Annotated in this window: 17 protein-coding genes and 4 tRNA genes; 11 read left to right on the top strand and 10 right to left on the bottom strand. The window is 65.5% G+C overall.

Going from position 1 to position 15,319, the window contains the following annotated elements:
• Positions 1 to 107: 107 nt before the first annotated feature.
• Together efp and earP are read right to left on the bottom strand one after the other, a co-directional pair.
• Positions 108 to 665, bottom strand: coding sequence for an elongation factor P (gene efp / locus WT53_RS05660; protein ID WP_034206788.1), 558 nt, complete (start codon positions 663 to 665; stop codon positions 108 to 110).
• Between the two features lie 136 nt (positions 666 to 801).
• The gene (earP, locus tag WT53_RS05655) at positions 802 to 1,998 is read right to left on the bottom strand and encodes an elongation factor P maturation arginine rhamnosyltransferase EarP (protein ID WP_060258829.1); all 1,197 of its coding nucleotides are present in this window, start codon (positions 1,996 to 1,998) and stop codon (positions 802 to 804) included.
• A 76-nt stretch (positions 1,999 to 2,074) separates the two neighbouring features.
• Between earP and uvrC the strand changes: the two genes are divergently transcribed.
• The 6 genes from uvrC to WT53_RS05625 all read left to right on the top strand — a co-directional run bounded on the left by uvrC (position 2,075) and on the right by WT53_RS05625 (position 5,431).
• On the top strand, positions 2,075 to 4,108 hold the full coding sequence (uvrC, locus tag WT53_RS05650; RefSeq protein ID WP_060258825.1) for an excinuclease ABC subunit UvrC: 2,034 nt from the start codon (positions 2,075 to 2,077) through the stop codon (positions 4,106 to 4,108).
• 91 nt (positions 4,109 to 4,199) lie between these two features.
• The gene (gene pgsA / locus WT53_RS05645; RefSeq protein ID WP_060258822.1) at positions 4,200 to 4,787 is read left to right on the top strand and encodes a CDP-diacylglycerol--glycerol-3-phosphate 3-phosphatidyltransferase; all 588 of its coding nucleotides are present in this window, start codon (positions 4,200 to 4,202) and stop codon (positions 4,785 to 4,787) included.
• A gap of 139 nt (positions 4,788 to 4,926) precedes the next feature.
• Positions 4,927 to 5,002 (top strand) — tRNA-Gly (locus WT53_RS05640).
• A 53-nt stretch (positions 5,003 to 5,055) separates the two neighbouring features.
• Positions 5,056 to 5,131 (top strand) — tRNA-Gly (locus WT53_RS05635).
• Between the two features lie 51 nt (positions 5,132 to 5,182).
• Positions 5,183 to 5,258: transfer RNA gene (locus WT53_RS05630), tRNA-Gly, on the top strand.
• Positions 5,259 to 5,357: 99 nt separating this feature from the next.
• Positions 5,358 to 5,431 (top strand) — tRNA-Cys (locus tag WT53_RS05625).
• A gap of 50 nt (positions 5,432 to 5,481) precedes the next feature.
• Here the strand turns inward: WT53_RS05625 and WT53_RS31915 are convergent.
• The gene (locus tag WT53_RS31915; RefSeq protein WP_082727466.1) at positions 5,482 to 6,102 is read right to left on the bottom strand and encodes an NADPH-dependent F420 reductase; all 621 of its coding nucleotides are present in this window, start codon (positions 6,100 to 6,102) and stop codon (positions 5,482 to 5,484) included.
• A 112-nt stretch (positions 6,103 to 6,214) separates the two neighbouring features.
• On the opposite strand from WT53_RS31915, the gene WT53_RS05615 reads away from it, so the two are divergent.
• On the top strand, positions 6,215 to 7,141 hold the full coding sequence (locus WT53_RS05615) for a LysR family transcriptional regulator (protein ID WP_060258816.1): 927 nt from the start codon (positions 6,215 to 6,217) through the stop codon (positions 7,139 to 7,141).
• A gap of 246 nt (positions 7,142 to 7,387) precedes the next feature.
• On the opposite strand, the gene WT53_RS05610 is transcribed toward WT53_RS05615, so the two are convergent.
• Complete coding sequence (locus WT53_RS05610; protein WP_034206794.1) at positions 7,388 to 7,936, bottom strand: GNAT family N-acetyltransferase; 549 nt, start codon at positions 7,934 to 7,936, stop codon at positions 7,388 to 7,390.
• Positions 7,937 to 7,986: 50 nt separating this feature from the next.
• Positions 7,987 to 8,604 carry a helix-turn-helix domain-containing protein gene (locus tag WT53_RS05605; protein ID WP_034206795.1) on the bottom strand — a complete coding sequence of 206 codons (618 nt, stop codon included), beginning with the start codon at positions 8,602 to 8,604 and terminating at the stop codon, positions 7,987 to 7,989.
• Positions 8,605 to 8,752: 148 nt separating this feature from the next.
• Here WT53_RS05605 and WT53_RS05600 point away from each other — a divergent pair, with 148 nt between their 5' ends.
• Positions 8,753 to 8,989 carry a ParD-like family protein gene (locus WT53_RS05600; RefSeq protein ID WP_034206796.1) on the top strand — a complete coding sequence of 79 codons (237 nt, stop codon included), beginning with the start codon at positions 8,753 to 8,755 and terminating at the stop codon, positions 8,987 to 8,989.
• Complete coding sequence (map, locus tag WT53_RS05595; RefSeq protein ID WP_059782121.1) at positions 8,989 to 9,795, top strand: type I methionyl aminopeptidase; 807 nt, start codon at positions 8,989 to 8,991, stop codon at positions 9,793 to 9,795. Before WT53_RS05600 ends, map begins: the two co-directional genes overlap by 1 nt.
• A gap of 103 nt (positions 9,796 to 9,898) precedes the next feature.
• On the opposite strand, the gene WT53_RS05590 is transcribed toward map, so the two are convergent.
• Both WT53_RS05590 and WT53_RS05585 read right to left on the bottom strand, forming a co-directional pair.
• A complete protein-coding gene (locus tag WT53_RS05590; protein WP_034206798.1) occupies positions 9,899 to 10,402 on the bottom strand; it encodes a GAF domain-containing protein in 504 nt (167 codons plus the stop codon).
• Positions 10,403 to 10,505: 103 nt separating this feature from the next.
• Positions 10,506 to 11,423: a LysR family transcriptional regulator gene (locus WT53_RS05585; protein WP_034206799.1), complete on the bottom strand. Its 918-nt coding sequence runs from the start codon at positions 11,421 to 11,423 to the stop codon at positions 10,506 to 10,508.
• 111 nt (positions 11,424 to 11,534) lie between these two features.
• Between WT53_RS05585 and WT53_RS05580 the strand changes: the two genes are divergently transcribed.
• Both WT53_RS05580 and WT53_RS05575 read left to right on the top strand, forming a co-directional pair.
• Positions 11,535 to 12,401: a pirin family protein gene (locus tag WT53_RS05580; protein ID WP_059824191.1), complete on the top strand. Its 867-nt coding sequence runs from the start codon at positions 11,535 to 11,537 to the stop codon at positions 12,399 to 12,401.
• Positions 12,402 to 12,536: 135 nt separating this feature from the next.
• Positions 12,537 to 13,028, top strand: a complete 492-nt coding sequence (locus tag WT53_RS05575) for a GNAT family N-acetyltransferase (RefSeq protein ID WP_060258813.1) — start codon at positions 12,537 to 12,539, stop codon at positions 13,026 to 13,028.
• Positions 13,029 to 13,050: 22 nt separating this feature from the next.
• On the opposite strand, the gene WT53_RS05570 is transcribed toward WT53_RS05575, so the two are convergent.
• Genes WT53_RS05570 through WT53_RS05560 form a run of 3 tightly spaced genes read right to left on the bottom strand, consistent with a single transcriptional unit; the run spans position 13,051 to position 15,021 of the window.
• Positions 13,051 to 13,920 (bottom strand): cytochrome c oxidase assembly protein, encoded by an 870-nt coding sequence (locus WT53_RS05570; RefSeq protein WP_060258809.1) that lies wholly within the window; start codon positions 13,918 to 13,920, stop codon positions 13,051 to 13,053.
• Positions 13,921 to 13,930: 10 nt separating this feature from the next.
• Positions 13,931 to 14,377 carry a copper chaperone PCu(A)C gene (locus WT53_RS05565; protein WP_059824185.1) on the bottom strand — a complete coding sequence of 149 codons (447 nt, stop codon included), beginning with the start codon at positions 14,375 to 14,377 and terminating at the stop codon, positions 13,931 to 13,933.
• A gap of 8 nt (positions 14,378 to 14,385) precedes the next feature.
• Positions 14,386 to 15,021: an SCO family protein gene (locus tag WT53_RS05560; RefSeq protein ID WP_059824183.1), complete on the bottom strand. Its 636-nt coding sequence runs from the start codon at positions 15,019 to 15,021 to the stop codon at positions 14,386 to 14,388.
• Between the last annotated feature and the right edge of the window lie 298 nt (positions 15,022 to 15,319).

Here is a 15,319-nt window from a genome sequence, read left to right as displayed (position 1 = left end):
CGGTGGCTTTTGTGCTCTTTATGGCTCTCGCTCGTGGTAGCTGTTGGCGCCAGACAAACAAAAAGCGCCCCGAAGGGCGCTTTGTTCGATGCGGGTATCGCGGACGATTACGCGCGGCTGCGGTATTCGTTCGTGCGCGTATCGATTTCGATCTTGTCGCCGGTGTTGCAGAACAGCGGCACTTGCAGTTCGAAGCCGGTCGCCAGCTTCGCGTTCTTCAGCACCTTGCCCGACGACGTGTCGCCCTTGACGGCCGGTTCCGTGTAGGTGATTTCGCGAACGAGGATCGTCGGCAGTTCGACCGAGATCGCCTTCTCGTTGTAGAACACGACTTCGCAAGCCATGCCGTCTTCGAGGTAGTTCAGCGCTTCGCCCATCATTTCCGCTTCGACTTCGTACTGGTTGTAGTCGGCGTCCATGAACACGTACATCGGGTCGGCGAAGTACGAGTACGTCACTTCCTTGCGATCGAGCACGACGACGTCGAACTTGTCGTCGGCCTTGTAGACCGATTCCTGGCCTGCGTTCGTCAGCAGGTTCTTCATCTTCATCTTGACGACGGCGGCGTTACGGCCCGACTTGTTGTATTCCGTCTTGGCGATGACCCATGCGTCGCTGCCGATCTGCACGACGTTGCCTACGCGGAGTTCCTGTGCGGTCTTCATAAAAAACTGTCCTGATCCAATCGAATAAATAGGTGCCTGAGCGTTGCACAACGGGTGAGGCGCCAAGCAGATGCGTTCCGGAGGGCCCCCAAAGCTCAAACGCGAGCGCTTGCATGGTCAGCCGTCGGATAACCGCTTATTTTAACTGAGATTTTGCGTATTCCGCCAGCTTTCCGGCGAGATCGCCGACGGCCGCGAGCGCGTCGGCCCAGCGGGCTGCATTGGCCTCCAGTGCGGCGCGGTGCTGCCATAAATCGGCCCAGTCGGGTGTGCCAGCGCCGTTCCAGGCATGCCAGAACCGCTCGAGCGCCGCGCGCGGCGCATCGGCGAGACCGGCCGACAGGTGCGCGAGCGCGGCGTCGAGCTTCGGCAGGTGCACGTCGTCGGCCTGCGGGTAGATGTGCCACGCAAACGGCTTGCGCGCCCACTGTGCGCGGACGAACGAATCCTCGCCGCGCACGAAATTGAAATCGGCGACCCACAGCAGCGGGTCGTAGTCGGCCTGCGGAACGAATGCGAGACCGTGGGCGCTCAGGTTGCCGCTGCGCGCCCGTGCGCCTGCCGCGAATGATTCGACCCCAAAAAAACGCGCGACGGCGGGCGACAGACGCCCGACCGGCACGAGCGCGACAACCGGTGACGGGCCGTCGCGCCATTGCGCGAGCAGCGCGTCGACGGCCGGGTTTTCGTAGGCGAACAGGCTGACGACCGTCGTGCCGGGTGGCGGCGGCGGCGTGCCGCCGGTCGCGCGCTGCCACCACGCGGCGCGCGCGGCCGGATCGGTGTCGAAGGCCGTGCGGCGCGCGTCGAGGTCGTGCTCCTTCGGCACGCCGCCCGTGCCGGCCGACAGGCCCGGGAAGAAGAACGTCTTCAGCAGCGGGTAGCGCGGATGCGGCGATGGCCGCAAGTGGAAATCGGCGACCCAGTCCTCGGCGCTCAGGTATTCGAGGTTGATCCACACGGGGCGCCGCGCGCGCCGCGCCATCGCCGCGAGATACGCGCCGGGCAGCTCGCACGCGAACGCCTCGATCACGACGTCGGCGATGTCCAGCGCGTCGCCGACTTCCGCATGCCAGTGCTCGATCACGATCGTGTCGACCGTCTGCCGCGTCGCGTCGGGATCGACCTGCGGCAGCAGGCGTGCGAACGTGTGCAGGTCGTCGACGAACAGGCGAACCTGCCAGCCGTGCTCGTGCGCGAGCTGGCGCGCGACGCGCCAGCACACGCCGATGTCGCCGAAATTGTCGATCACCGTGCAGAAGAGGTCGCAGGCGATCGGTTCGCCCGGCGCGAGCGGCACGGCGGAGAGGGGGGCAGCGGGGGGGCGTGGCATCGAAGCGGGCCGGTGAATGCTCTAAACTGGCGATTCTAATAGACCCGTTCCGCGTTACAAGGCGCCCGGCTCACGCATGACATCCCCAGAAGCCTCCGATACCCCGTTCGAACCGAAGAAGATCCTTGCGCAGTTGCCGCACATGCCGGGTGTCTATCGCTATTACGACACGGCGGGCGCCGTCCTCTACGTCGGCAAGGCGCGCGACCTGAAAAAGCGCGTGTCGAGCTATTTCACGAAGACGCAACTGTCGCCGCGCATCGCGATGATGGTCACGCGCATCGCGCGCATCGAAACCACCGTCACGCGCTCGGAAGCCGAAGCGCTGCTGCTCGAGAACAACCTGATCAAGGCGCTCGCGCCGCGTTACAACATCCTGTTTCGCGACGACAAGTCGTATCCGTACCTGAAGCTCACCGCGCATCGCTTTCCGCGGATGGCCTACTACCGCGGCTCGGTCGACAAGCAGAACCAGTATTTCGGGCCGTTCCCGAGCGCGTGGGCCGTGCGCGAGAGCATCCAGATCCTGCAGCGCGTGTTCCAGTTGCGCACCTGCGAGGATTCGGTCTTCAACAACCGCACGCGGCCGTGCCTGCTGCACCAGATCGGGCGCTGCACGGCGCCGTGCGTCGGCGCGATCTCCGACGAGGATTACGCGGTCGACGTATCGAACGCCGCGCGGTTCCTGCTCGGCAGGCAGTCCGAAGTGATGAAGGAGCTCGAGCAGAAGATGCACGCGTTCGCGGCCGAGCTGAAATTCGAGCAGGCGGCGGCCGTGCGCAATCAGATGAGTTCGCTCGCGACGGTGCTGCACCAGCAGGCGATCGAGGTCGGCAGCGACAGCGACGTCGACGTCCTGGCCGTCGTCGCGCAGGGCGGACGCGTGTGCGTGAATCTCGCGATGGTCCGCGGCGGCCGGCACCTCGGGGACAAAGCGTATTTCCCGACACACGTCGAAAGTGCGCTGACGCTCGCCGAAGGCGGTCTCGGCGACGAGGCCGAGCCGGCGGAGGCGGTCGATGCGACGCTCGACACGCTGCCCGACCAGCCCCCGGAAGAGGCCGGCGGCGCGCGTGGCACGACGGCGGCATCGGTCGAGGCCGAGGTGCTCGATGCGTTCATCGCGCAGCACTATCTCGGCAATCGCGTGCCGCCCGTGCTCGTCGTCAGTCATGCGCCCGCGAGTCGCGACCTGCTGGAGCTGCTGTCCGAGCAGGCTGGCCACAAGGTGTCGCTGGTGCGGCAGCCGCAGGGGCAGCGGCGCGCGTGGCTGTCGATGGCCGAGCAGAATGCGCGGCTCGCGCTCGCTCGGCTGCTGTCCGAGCAGGGCTCGCAGCAGGCGCGCACGCGTGCGCTGGCCGACACGCTCAGCTACGACAGCGACGATCTCGCGACGCTGCGGATCGAATGCTTCGACATCAGCCATACGATGGGCGAGGCGACGCAGGCGTCGTGCGTCGTCTATCACCATCACAAGATGCAATCGAGCGAATATCGCCGCTACAACATCACGGGCATCACGCCGGGCGACGATTACGCGGCGATGCGGCAGGTGCTCACGCGCCGCTACGAGAAGATGGTGGAACAGGCCGCACAGGCCGCGGCCGCCGACGAAGCAACCGGCATCGACGGCGAGTCGACGCGCCAGGCCGAGGCGTCGAGCTTGCTGCCGAACATCGTGCTGATCGACGGCGGCAAGGGCCAGGTCGAGATCGCGCGACAGGTGTTCACCGAGCTCGGCCTCGACACGTCGATGCTGGTCGGCGTCGCGAAAGGCGAGGGGCGCAAGGTCGGCCTCGAGACGCTGGTGTTCGCGGACGGTCGCGCGCCGCTCGAACTCGGCAAGGAGAGCGCCGCGCTGATGCTCGTCGCGCAGATCCGCGACGAGGCGCACCGTTTCGCGATCACCGGCATGCGGGCGAAGCGGGCGAAGGCGCGCCAGACGTCGCGGCTCGAGGAGCTCGAGGGCGTTGGCGCGAAACGCCGGCAGCGGCTGCTCGCGCGTTTTGGCGGATTGCGCGGCGTGGTGGCCGCGAGTGTCGAGGAGCTGGCGAGCGTCGAAGGCATTTCGCACGCGCTCGCCGAGCAGATCTACAAGCAGCTTCACTGACGCGGCCGTGCGGCCGGCGGCATTTGCCAGCATTCTTGTGGCAGGCCGGTCGACACGGCACAATTGCGAATCCTTTACTGTCCCGTATGCCATGCCGTTCAATTTCCCGATTTTCCTGACGTGGGTACGGATCGTGCTGATTCCGCTCGTCGTCGGCGTGTTCTATCTGCCGGACACGATGATGGACGGCGCGCACCGCAATCTCGCGGCGGCAGCGATCTTCATCCTCGCCGCGCTGACCGACTGGTTCGACGGCTTCCTCGCCCGCAAATGGAACCAGACGTCATCGTTCGGCGCGTTTCTCGACCCGGTGGCGGACAAGCTGATGGTGACGGCCGCGCTGTTGATCCTCGTGCAGATTTCGCGGGTCGACGCGGCGATCGCGCTCGTGATCGTCGGTCGCGAGATCGCGATTTCGGCGCTGCGCGAATGGATGGCGCAGATCGGCGCGTCGAAGAGCGTCGCTGTGAATCAGCTCGGCAAGTTCAAGACCGCATGCCAGATGGTCGCGATTCCGATGCTGCTGTTCTACGGGCCGTTGCCGCTCGGCATCGTGACGATCGATACGCGCGTGTGGGGCGAGTGGCTGATGTATCTCGCCGCGGTGCTGACCATCTGGTCGATGCTGTACTACATGAAGCTCGCATGGCCGCAGATTCGCGAGCGCGGCGGCGCGTAAGCCGCGCGGCATGGGCCGGCGGTTTTTGTAAAAAGGGCTGGAAAAGCCCTTGACACACGAATGTGCCTTCGACATAATCTCGCTTCTCCGCTGCACGACGAAGTAAGTGTGTGACGGGGAAGCAGCAGCGTAGCAATACGCGGGAGTAGCTCAGTTGGTAGAGCGCAACCTTGCCAAGGTTGAGGTCGCGAGTTCGAGACTCGTCTCCCGCTCCAGATTTTTTCTGGCAGCGTGTAGTACGGCAAAGCGCTGCAGATGCAGGACACATGCGGGAGTAGCTCAGTTGGTAGAGCGCAACCTTGCCAAGGTTGAGGTCGCGAGTTCGAGACTCGTCTCCCGCTCCAGATTTTTCTGGCAGCGTGTAGTACGGCGAAGCGCTGCAGATGCAGGACAATGCGGGAGTAGCTCAGTTGGTAGAGCGCAACCTTGCCAAGGTTGAGGTCGCGAGTTCGAGACTCGTCTCCCGCTCCAGGTAACGGGGAAGCCACGCTTCCCTTTTTATTTGATGGACTTCCAGTCCTCGAATGAAAATCTGTCGCTTGCCTCACGGCATCCGGACAGTCCGCTTTTGGCGCGATAGCAAAGCGGTTATGCAGCGGCCTGCAAAGCCGTTTAGGCCGGTTCGACTCCGGCTCGCGCCTCCAGAAAAAGCCCCGCTTCGGCGGGGCTTTTCTTTTTCTGCATCGCTTTGTCGTTACTGATCCAGCTGGGTGAGGTTAATCACCGCGAGCGGCCCACCCGGAAACTGGATAAGCCGACCTTCGTCCACACCGCCGAGATCGATCGGCGCGAAACCGAGGCGAACGATCAGATCGCTGACGGATTTCTTTGCATCGGCATCTTGTCCGGCCAGGAACAGCACGCGTCGACCACCGTCAACCTTGGGGCCAGAGGCCAGCGGCCCGGCACTCAAATGATTGAACGCCTTCACAACCCTTGCTCCCGGCGCCCACTGCGCGACCAGTTCGCTGGAAGCACGACCGCCAAAATCGATAGCATGGAACGACGGTACGTTGTCGGCACCGATTCGTACTTCTACCGCATTGTTTGCGTCGACTAGAACACGGGCGTTCCACGGACCGAGATCCTTCAAGGCCGTGGCCACCTGATCCCAAGGCACCGCGAGAAACACGATGTCAGCGCGTGCAGCCTCTTTTACGCTCACGGCTCGAATATAGGGGCCGAGTTCATCGGACAGTGCTTGTAGTGATTGCGGTCCACGGCTGTTGGCAATGGACGCCGAGATGCCACTACGGGCGAGATTGCGCGCGATGGCCGAGCCAATGGCACCGGCCCCAATGATTGCGATACTCATACTGGTTCCCTCTGGTTGAAAGTCATTTCGTAGAGGGACTTTATGCTCGTTGAGCCTTTACAGGTAGTTGAATGCAAGTAGAATCAGTTTCAATCAATATTTGAAGCTACTCATGGAAAGTCTTGCCAACCTGGAATGCTTCGTCCGGAGCGCCGAGTCAGGAAGCTTTTCGGCGGCTGCACGCAGGCTCGCGCTTACGCCTGCAGCGGTCAGCCGCAACGTTGCGCATCTTGAGCGCAACCTGGGCGTCCAATTGTTTCAACGTAGCACGCGCGGCCTGACGCCCACCGAAGCGGGCGACCGCTTCCTGCTGTCGGTGCGGAGCGGTCTCGACAGTATCCAAGGTGCGATTGCGGATCTCATGGTCAATGCCGCCAAACCGTCGGGCGTTCTGAAATTGAGCGTTCCAGCGGGTTTCGGAATGGACTATCTGTTACCGCTGATGCCTGCTTTCCTGGAACGCTATCCTGACGTGAGGCCGGATTGGTTTTTCGATAACCGGCCGGCCGATCTCATCGGGGAAGGATTCGACGTGGCAATTGGGGGCGGCTTCGAGCTACCTGCCGGGATGGTGGCTCGCGAGTTGGGCCGGATTCATTTGATCGCGGTGGCATCACCGGCATTCATGGTCGGTAAACTTCCCCCGAAAGATCCCGCTGATCTCGCGAGACTGGGAAGCGTGACGATGCGTTCGCCTCTGAACAGTCGTCAGCGCGCGTGGGTTATGCGCAACTCGGCCGGCACCGAGATGGCCGTAGCAGAAAAGCCCGTGATGCTGGTCAATGACCCTGATGCGGTTTGTCGGTCGGCGCTACTGGGTATTGGCGTCGGTGTGGTTTCGCTGCTACATGCAGCGCCACACCTCGCCAGCGGCGCCCTGGTGCGAGTGCTGGAAGATTGGTATGTCGATGCTGGGCCATTGTCGTTGTATTTTTCGAACCAAAAGCTCTTGCCAGCCAAAACACGCGCGTTCGTGGACTTCATCGCCGAGTCATTTCGGGCGCAGAAGTTGCCGAGGATTGAGCGCAATCGGAAGTAGCGCCGAAGATGGTGGAGCCGCCAGCCGCCATGCAAAGACCCGCATTCAGAAAGCCGCTACCTTGGCGGTTAAGCCGTATAAGTAATCGAAGTAAAGACACGTACGACGGCTTGCAAACCGTTCAGGCCGGTTCGATCCCGCCCGCGCCTCCAGGCAGAGCGAGATAATGCCTCGCTACGGCGAGGCTCTTCTTTTTTGCGTCGCTTTGAACAATCGCACACGATGCATGCGACGGCCGCCCATCAATCACCCGTCCACCGGCTGCACCGGCGTCTCGAGCTTCAACTGATAGAACGCCGCATCGAGCCAGCGGCCGAACTTGAATCCCGCCTCGGCGATCGTGCCCGCGTGCACGAATCCCAGTTTCGTATGCAGTGCGATGCTTCCGGCATTGGTCGCGTCGATGCAGCCGACCAGCACGTGCACCTGCGCTTCGCGTGCACGCCGCACCACTTCGCGCAGCAGCAGTTCGCCGAGCCCGCGGCCGCGCTGATCGTTGCGCACGTACACGCTGTGTTCGACCGTGTACTTGAAGGCCGGGAACGCGCGGAACGTCCCCCAGCTCGCGAAGCCGAGCAGCGTGCCCGCGGCGTCGACGGCGCCGAAGACCGGAAAACCGCCCGCGCGCTTCGTCGCGAACCACGCGACCATTGCTTCCGGCGGCCGCGGCCGGTAGTCGTACAGTGCGGTCGAGTTCACGATCGCGTCGTTCAGGATTTCGAGAATGGCCGCTGCGTGTTCGGCCTCGCTGCAATCGATCAGGCGCACGTCGTCGCGCTGTGACGGGGAGTTCATACGGATTCCTTCCTGTTGGCTCTAAATCGGTTGCGCACTCGACGCGCGCATCACGCGCTCCGCACGGCGGCGGATGCGTCGCAGATCGCGACGACATAGCGCGCGGCATGCGACGACGGATTGCTGAAGATCAGCGGCCGGTCGAGCCGCATGGCCAGGCAGTCGCCTTCGCGAAGTTCGTGAAGCGCATCGCCCAACGTGACGTCGACGCGGCCGCTGATGATCCACACCTGCTGATGCAGCGCGCTTTCGCGCCCGCCGCTGTCGTACGCGACGCGCGCGCCGGGCGGGAAGTCGACCTCGACGAGCTGGATCGGCGACGGCCAGCCGGCCGGCGACAGGTTGCGCCGCACATAGCCGGACGCCGGGTCGCGCCATTCAGCCTGCTGCGCGCGGCGGGCCAGCGGCTGCGCGGGCGCGTCGTCCCGGTCGCCGCCGAACAGCCCGGCGAGCGACACGCCGAGGCCGGCCGCGAGCTTGTCGAGCACGACGGCCGTCGGGCTGGCCGACGCGCGTTCGATGAGCGAGATCATCGAACGGCTGACACCGGAACGCGCGGCCAGCGCATCGAGCGTGTAGCCTCGAACGGCGCGCAGATCGCGCACGCGCCGGGCAATGCGCTCGTTGATACCGGCGTCGTCGGCCGTGGGAATCGCTGATTCTTTCATGATGGATTTATTTTCCAGCAAGATGGAATTCGATGTCAACGGCATTCCCCGACGCGGATTGAAGAAGGGGACGGAACCGAACGGCTTGCTCGGTCATCAGGCGCAGCGTAATATACGAAATGGCTACGTTTCGTTTAATTGGGGATATATGGGCATCATCAAGATTTCCGAGCACATGCATGAGCGGCTGCGCTCGACGAGCACGGCACTGAGCCGTTCGATCAACGCGCAGGCCGAACACTGGCTGCGCGTCGGAATGCTGGCGGAGCTCAATCCGTCGCTGTCCTACGGCGACATCTGCAAGATGTTGATCGAGGCAGAGGCGCGTGGCGGCGACGTGGGGCCGGCGGAACCGGTCGCGCAGCATATCGAGCAGGTGGCGTAATGGCGAAACGCGAAATCCCGATCCGCGGCGCCGCGGAAATCGCCAAGTCGCGCGAAGCCGCGAGGCTCGCGTCGCAGGTGCTGACGATGATCACCGAGCACGTGAAGCCGGGCGTCACCACCGACGAGCTGGATGCGCGCTGCCGCGAATACATCGTCGACGAATTGGGCGCGATTCCCGCGAACATCGGCTACCACGGCTATCCGAAGACGCTGTGCACGTCGGTCAACCACGTGGTCTGTCACGGCATTCCGACGTCGCGGCCGATGCGCGACGGCGACATCGTGAACCTCGACATCGCGGTGATCAAGGACGGCTGGTTCGGCGATACGAGCCGCATGTATTTCGTCGGCGAACCGAACGCGCTCGCGCGGCGGCTCGTCGCGGCGACCTACGAGGCGATGCACGCCGGCATCCGCGCGGTGCGCCCCGGTGCGACGCTCGGTGACGTCGGCTATGCGATTCAGCAGGTCGCCCATCGCGAAGGGTTCAGCGTGGTGCGCGAATATTGCGGGCATGGCATCGGCGACGTCTATCACGACGAACCGCAGGTGCTGCATTACGGTCGCCCGGGCACCGGTCTGCCGTTGCGGCCGGGGATGATCTTCACGATCGAGCCGATGTTGAACGCGGGCAAGCGCGATACGCAGGTGCTGGCCGACGGCTGGACGGTCGTCACGAAGGACCATTCGCTGTCCGCGCAATGGGAGCACATGGTCGTGGTGACGGAAACGGGCGTCGAGGTGCTGACCGAGGACGCGAAGCCGCAGGCGTTCGCCGCGCTTTCCGGCACGCACGCGGCCTGACGGCGACCGTGCGCCGCATACGGCGGCGCGGCGTTGCAATGAAACGGGCTCCTTCGCGGAGCCCGTTTCGCTTGCCGCGGCCAGCGCCGCGGCGCCGCCGAGTTTAACCGCGCGCCTTCTGCCACGCGTGTTCGACGAACACGCGGCACAGCGCTTCCATGCCCCGGCGGTCTTCGTCGTCGAAGCGCGCGGCGACCGGGCTGTCGACGTCCCATACGCCGATCAGCGTGCCGTCGCCGGCCACCAGCGGCACGACGATTTCCGATTCCGACGCCGCATCGCAAGCGATATGGCCGGGGAAGTCGTGCACGTCGCGCACGACCTGCGTCTCGCGCGTCTGCGCGGCGGTGCCGCACACACCCTTGCCGAGCGCGATCCGCACGCACGCGGGCTTGCCCTGGAACGGGCCGACCACGAGTTCGGTGCCGTCGAAGAAGTAGAAGCCCGCCCAGTTCAGGCGATCGAGCGAGTGATAGACGAGCGCGGAGAAATTCGCCGCGTTCGCGATCAGGTCGCGTTCGGATTCGACGAGCGCGCGCGCCTGCTCGACGAGCGTCGCGTATTGGTCGGCCTTGGAGGCGGTAGGGTCGTTGGACAGCGTGAACATGGCGGGAAAGCGATAGAGGTTGTGAAAGCGCGCACTGCGCGTACCGCAGTCTACGGCACGCGCGCGCGGTCTGCAGCGCAGGGGCGTGGGCGATGCGGCGCGTTCAGTCCGGTTCGAGTTCGGCGAACCGCTCGGCCAGAAAGTCGAGCAGCGCCCGTACCGCGGGCAGCAGCCCGCGGCGCGACGCGAACACCGCGTGCACGATTTCGCGGCGGGGTGCCCAGTCCGGTAGCACCGTGACCAGTTCACCGCGCGACACCTCGTCGCGTACCATCATCGTCGGCAACTGCACGACGCCGACGCCTGCGGCGGCCGCCGCGCGCAGCGCGAGCATCCCGCCCGTCACGAAGCGCGGCTGGTGATGGATTTCCGCGTGCGCGCCGTCGGGCCCGCGCAGCCGCCACACGTGCGTGGACTGCGGCACGCCGTGATCGAGGCTCGGCAGCCGCGCGAGATCGGCGGGAACGACCGGTACGCCATGCTCGCGCAGCAGCGCGGGGCTCGCGACGAGACACTGGCCGCGCTCGGCGAGCACGCGCAGCGCGAGATCGCTGTCCTCGAGCGGCGGCGGACGCACGCGGATCGCGACGTCGATTCCTTCGCCGACCACGTCGACGCGCCGATTCGTGGCTTCCAGGTGGATCTCGACGCGCGGGCACGCGGCCATGAACGCGGCGATCATCGTGCCGACCAGCGAATCGAGCAGCACGATCGGGCAACTGACGCGCACGATGCCGCGCGGCTCCTCGTGCAGCAGCGCAATCGCCTCGTCGGCGGCATCGGCCTCGACGAGCATCGCGCGGCAATGCGCGTAATAGGTCTGGCCGACGTCGGTGACCGTGAAGCGGCGCGTCGAACGCTGGATCAGCCGCATCCCGAGCCGCGCCTCGAGCAGCGCGATGCGGCGGCTCAGCTTCGATTTCGGCATGTCCAGTGCGCGCCCGGCCGGCGCGAAGCCGCCGTGTTCGACGACCTGCACGAAGTAGTAGAGATCGTTGAGATCCCGCGCTTTATCGTTCATGAAATGGAACGCTGAGTGCGATTTTGGCAGTCTACCGGATCGATCGTTCCATCTCTATATTGTCATCCATGGATGCGAAACACGGGTTTCGCCGCAATACGGAGAAGGGCAATGAAGAAGATCCAGGGTGTGTACAGTGCGCCGCGCGGTCATTGGGTCGGCGACGGTTTCCCGGTGCGTTCGATGTTCAGCTACCAGTCTCATGGCACGCACCTGAGCCCGTTCCTGCTGCTCGATTACGCGGGCCCGGCGACGTTCGAACCGACGAGCACGCCGCGCGGTGTCGGCCAGCATCCGCACCGCGGTTTCGAAACGGTGACGATCGTCTATGACGGCGAAGTCGCGCACCGCGACTCGACCGGCGCGGGCGGCACGATCGGCCCGGGCGACGTGCAGTGGATGACGGCCGCGAGCGGGATCCTGCACGAGGAATTCCACTCGGAGGCGTTCACGAAGCGGGGCGGCCCGCTCGAGATGGTGCAGCTGTGGGTGAACCTGCCCGCCGCGGACAAGATGGGCGCGCCCGGCTACCAGACGCTGCTGAACGCCGATATCCCGGTGGTCGAGTTGCCGGACGGCGCGGGGCGGGCGCGGATCATCGCCGGTGAGCTCGACGGGCGGCGCGGCCCGGCCCGCACGCACACGCCGATCGACGTGTGGGACGTGCGGCTCGTCGCAGGCGGCCATGCGCGGTTTCCGGTCGCCGAAGGGCGTACGCTCGCGGTGGTCGTGCTGAGCGGCACCGTGCAGGTGAACGGCGAGACGGTGGCCCGCGAAGCGCAGTTCGTGCAACTGGGCCGCGACGGCAGCGACGTCGAGATCGAAGCGAACGGCGACGCGAAGCTGCTGATCCTGAGCGGCGAGCCGATCGACGAGCCGGTTGTCGGCTACGGTCCGTTCGTGATGAACTCGCAAGCGGAGATTCGTACCGCGATCGAGGATTTCAACAGCGGCCGCTTCGGCCAGATGCCGGCATGACGGCATGACGAGCAGGCCCCGCGCGATGCGGGGCCTTTTTTTCGCACGCGGGCAGGCGGTCGCGCGCGATGCGCGCTTCGAGGCATAATCGACGGTTGCCGCGCGCCGGTCGGCGCGCCCGACTCAGGACCGCACATGAACGCATCCGCACCCGCCGCATCCCCGAGCACCGCCGATCTCGACTGGCGCTGGAAATCCTTCGACGCGCTGACGGCGCGCGAAATCTATTCGATCCTCGAAGCGCGCAGCGCCGTATTCGTCGTCGAACAGAACTGCGTGTATCGCGACATCGACGATGCGGACCAGGCCGCGTGGCACCTGGCGGCCTTCGATCCGGCCGGCCGTCTGGCCGGCTATCTGCGCGTGCTGCTGCCGGACACGCAGCACACCGACGTGCGCATCGGCCGCGTGCTGACGACCGCCGCGTTTCGCGGCGCCGGGCTCGGCAACGGGCTGCTGTCGCGCGCGCTCGAGCATATCCGCGCGCAGTGGCCGGATACGCCGGTGAGCCTGCATGCACAGGCTCACTTGCAGCGTTTCTACGGCGCATTCGGCTTCACGCCGAGTTCGGACGTGCACGACGAGGACGGCATTCCGCACGTCTGGATGAGCAGCGCGCGCGCGTGACGCGCGCCGCGCTGCGCGGCAATCAGTGCGCGCCGCGTGGGACGGTCGGTTCGTCCGTGCGCCGCGCGGCCCGTTCGCCGATCAGGCGACCGCGCGCGGACAGCCGTAGCCAGTGCCGCAGCGCGATCAGCGCGCCGATCACGCTCATCATCGAGCCGGGAATCCACAGCAGCAGGCCCCCGATCTGCTGGTCGCGCAGCGGGCTCAGCCACGTGAACGCGCGGCCGCAGATCGAATAGATCGGATACAGCTCGTGCGGCGTGAAGAAGATCAGCGCGCCGAGCGCGATCTGCGGCGGGATCGCCGCGACGACGATCAGGATCCGGCGGCCCGGCGACAGCCGCGCGGGCGGCGCGGGACGCGGATCGACGACGAGCCACCAGAACAGCAGCCCGTCGATCACCATGCTCCAGTTCATCACGCGATAGAGACGCCAGTCGAGCATCGCGATGAAGTGGATCGGCGACAGCAGCCAGAAATAGATCAGCCCGACGAACAGCACGACCGCGACGACCGGATGGAATACCACGTCGAGCGTCGCGCGCACCGGCGCCCACGCGAGCGCGGGGCGCACGAAGCGCTGCCGCCAGCGAAACGGAATGCCTGCGCGGATTGCCGCACCCGGATAGGACAGCGCGATGAAGAACGGCCCGAGGTGATGCAGCACGAGGTGCTGCGCGCGGTGCATGAAGAATTCGTGCTCGAAGAAGTAGTCGAGCCGCGTATGCAGCGCGATGTAGAGCGCCGTCAGCCCGAACCAGAACGAGAACTGCCGCAGCGGCGACACCTTCGCTTTCTTCACGCCGCGTGCGAACAGCACGGCGGCCGCCAGCACCGCGATGACCACGGTCGGCGACGGTTCCCACGGATCGAGCCAGTACAGGAGGTTCATCGCGCGTGTATCACTTCGCCCGGGCCGGCGACTTCACGGCGAACGGCGCATCGACCGTTTCGCCGTCGGAGAACTTCAGGCGCAGGTGCACGGTGTCGCCCGGCTTGATCGCGTGCTTCGGCTCCTCGAGCATGAAGTGATAGCCGCCCGGCGCGATGTCGACCTTGCCGCGCGCGGGGATCGTCAGCTTGTCGACCATCTCCATCTTCTGCGTCGAGCCGTTCGATACCGTCTGGTGCAGCATCGCCATCCCGTAGTCGGGGCTGTCGACGTCGACGAGGTCGATCGGCTTGTCGCCGGCGTTCACGAGCGTCACGTAGCCGCCCGCGGGCAGCTTGTTCGGCAGCCAGCGCACCCAGGCATTCTGCGCGCTGATCGCGCCGGCGGCATAGGCGTGGGCGCCGGCGCACAGCGCGGCGAGGAGGGCGAACGTCTTGAGGGTCGTTTTCGTGTTCATCGCGGAATTCAGGTCGTGGAGGCAGGGTCGATGATCCGGCGCACATCGGCGGCGATGGCGTCGGGCGAATCGCGATCGGTCGCGAGCAGGCGCGCGCGACCGGTCGCGTCGAAGATGTAGACGGCCGAGCTGTGCGTCACTTCGTAGCCGCCGGACGGATCGCGCTTCTCCATCTGGTACGCGACGCGATAGCGCTTCGCGAGCGATTCGATCTGGCCGTCGGTGCCGGTGAGGCCGCGCGCGTGCGCGGCGTCGAACGCGGCGACATAGGACTGCATCGCCTGCGGCGTGTCGCGCGCGGGATCGACCGAGACGAACAGGATGCGCACGTGGTCCGCCTGCGGGCCGAGCTTCGCCAGCACTTCCATCAGCCGCGCCAGGGTTTCGGGGCAGACATCGGGGCAGTGCGTGTAGCCGAAGTAGACGAGCGCGACGCGGCCGCGGAACGCATCGGCATCGACGGGATGGCCGTCGCCGCCCGTCAGCTCGAACGACAGGTCGGGCAGGTGGCCGGTGACGTTGGTCAGGTTCCAGCGCGGCTCGTCGTGCGTGCACGCGGCGAGCGCCAGGGCGGCGGCGAGGACCGCGGCCGTGCGGATGAGGCGGGAGAGGCGCCGGCGCGGCGCGGGACAGGCAGACGGCATCTCAGGGACTGTTTCCATATGGAACGCGCAACCCCAAATTAAAAAATATTCTACGGGATTGTCCGAAACTGCCCGTATGGCGGCGTCGCGCGTCGCTTGTTTGGCTCGGCCAAACGGCGCTCCTCACTCGTTGCCCTACGAGCAGTTTCGGACATTCGCATGTGCGTTCCATACGGAAACGGTCCCCAAGCTCGATCGGACTCAACGAGTAGCCGGCCGGCACGGTGCCATGCGTCGCGCGGCAGGCGGTTGCGACTGTAGCGCAATTCGCGCGCCTGCGTCCTTTCGAAACCCGTAC

It is taken from the genome of Burkholderia sp. MSMB2157WGS (assembly GCF_001532755.1).
Lineage (GTDB): Bacteria > Pseudomonadota > Gammaproteobacteria > Burkholderiales > Burkholderiaceae > Burkholderia.
This window is presented reverse-complemented; position numbering and strand designations above follow the sequence as displayed.

What these genes read in the sequence shown, in the direction of transcription:
- efp (WP_034206788.1), bottom strand. Translation starts at nt 665, where the DNA reads ATGAAGACCGCACAGGAACTCCGCGTAGGCAACGTCGTGCAGATCGGC.
- earP (WP_060258829.1), bottom strand. Translation starts at nt 1,998, where the DNA reads ATGCCACGCCCCCCCGCTGCCCCCCTCTCCGCCGTGCCGCTCGCGCCG.
- uvrC (WP_060258825.1), top strand. Translation starts at nt 2,075, where the DNA reads ATGACATCCCCAGAAGCCTCCGATACCCCGTTCGAACCGAAGAAGATC.
- pgsA (WP_060258822.1), top strand. Translation starts at nt 4,200, where the DNA reads ATGCCGTTCAATTTCCCGATTTTCCTGACGTGGGTACGGATCGTGCTG.
- WT53_RS31915 (WP_082727466.1), bottom strand. Translation starts at nt 6,102, where the DNA reads ATGAGTATCGCAATCATTGGGGCCGGTGCCATTGGCTCGGCCATCGCG.
- WT53_RS05615 (WP_060258816.1), top strand. Translation starts at nt 6,215, where the DNA reads ATGGAAAGTCTTGCCAACCTGGAATGCTTCGTCCGGAGCGCCGAGTCA.
- WT53_RS05610 (WP_034206794.1), bottom strand. Translation starts at nt 7,936, where the DNA reads ATGAACTCCCCGTCACAGCGCGACGACGTGCGCCTGATCGATTGCAGC.
- WT53_RS05605 (WP_034206795.1), bottom strand. Translation starts at nt 8,604, where the DNA reads ATGAAAGAATCAGCGATTCCCACGGCCGACGACGCCGGTATCAACGAG.
- WT53_RS05600 (WP_034206796.1), top strand. Translation starts at nt 8,753, where the DNA reads ATGGGCATCATCAAGATTTCCGAGCACATGCATGAGCGGCTGCGCTCG.
- map (WP_059782121.1), top strand. Translation starts at nt 8,989, where the DNA reads ATGGCGAAACGCGAAATCCCGATCCGCGGCGCCGCGGAAATCGCCAAG.
- WT53_RS05590 (WP_034206798.1), bottom strand. Translation starts at nt 10,402, where the DNA reads ATGTTCACGCTGTCCAACGACCCTACCGCCTCCAAGGCCGACCAATAC.
- WT53_RS05585 (WP_034206799.1), bottom strand. Translation starts at nt 11,423, where the DNA reads ATGAACGATAAAGCGCGGGATCTCAACGATCTCTACTACTTCGTGCAG.
- WT53_RS05580 (WP_059824191.1), top strand. Translation starts at nt 11,535, where the DNA reads ATGAAGAAGATCCAGGGTGTGTACAGTGCGCCGCGCGGTCATTGGGTC.
- WT53_RS05575 (WP_060258813.1), top strand. Translation starts at nt 12,537, where the DNA reads ATGAACGCATCCGCACCCGCCGCATCCCCGAGCACCGCCGATCTCGAC.
- WT53_RS05570 (WP_060258809.1), bottom strand. Translation starts at nt 13,920, where the DNA reads ATGAACCTCCTGTACTGGCTCGATCCGTGGGAACCGTCGCCGACCGTG.
- WT53_RS05565 (WP_059824185.1), bottom strand. Translation starts at nt 14,377, where the DNA reads ATGAACACGAAAACGACCCTCAAGACGTTCGCCCTCCTCGCCGCGCTG.
- WT53_RS05560 (WP_059824183.1), bottom strand. Translation starts at nt 15,021, where the DNA reads ATGCCGTCTGCCTGTCCCGCGCCGCGCCGGCGCCTCTCCCGCCTCATC.